Here is a 643-nt window from a genome sequence, read left to right as displayed (position 1 = left end):
TGGCGCGGAATCAGCCGGTTCCCCAAGGAGATTTAGAGTAGATTTCGAAGCGGATATGTTTCATTAATACAGGAGGCACCACGGTGGAAGTAAAAATCGGCATTCAGAATGTTGGCCGCGAAATTGTCTTTGAATCGAGCCAGAACGCCGACGCCGTTGCTGACGTCGTGGCCGAAGCCCTGAGCAACCAGAAGGAACTGCGTCTGAAGGATGACAAGGGCAGGCTCATCATGGTTCCCGCCGGCGTCATCGGCTATGTGGAAATCGGCGCCGAAGAGGTTCGCCGCGTCGGCTTCGGCGCCCTCTAGGTCCCGGCAGGCCGGACGGTGATCAGCCTGATTGTTGCCGCCCTGGCCGCGCTGGCGGCCGGCTTCATCGTCCGGGGCGCGGACCGGCGCCGGACCCGGTACGGTCTTTTCCTGCTGCCGGGCTTGTCGCTGGCGGCAGCCATGATCCTGTGGGTGGGCCTCCAGCTGGGCGGTGTCGGCTCCCATCCTGACCTCTTTTGGCTTGCTTGGGTCCTGCCGCCGGTGGCCGGGGCGGCCGCGGCTGTCATTGCTGGGGTTGTGACAGGTCCCGGGCGCGAAGCCCGGGATGCGGCAGAGCTGGAACGGGTGCTGCGGTTCTGACGGCCCGCGGCTAG

The 643-nt window shown here is 64.4% G+C and carries 2 protein-coding genes; both read left to right on the top strand.

Features of this window, described 5'->3' with window-relative positions:
- Positions 1–83: 83 nt before the first annotated feature.
- A complete protein-coding gene (locus CXQ90_RS21735) occupies positions 84–308 on the top strand; it encodes a DUF3107 domain-containing protein (RefSeq protein WP_104052605.1) in 225 nt (74 codons plus the stop codon).
- 18 nt (positions 309–326) lie between these two features.
- On the top strand, positions 327–629 hold the full coding sequence (locus tag CXQ90_RS21730) for a hypothetical protein (RefSeq protein WP_104141393.1): 303 nt from the start codon (positions 327–329) through the stop codon (positions 627–629).
- The last annotated feature ends 14 nt before the right edge of the window (positions 630–643 follow it).

The sequence above is a fragment of the Arthrobacter sp. ZGTC131 genome, from assembly GCF_002929275.1.
Lineage (GTDB): Bacteria > Actinomycetota > Actinomycetes > Actinomycetales > Micrococcaceae > Arthrobacter.
This window is presented reverse-complemented; position numbering and strand designations above follow the sequence as displayed.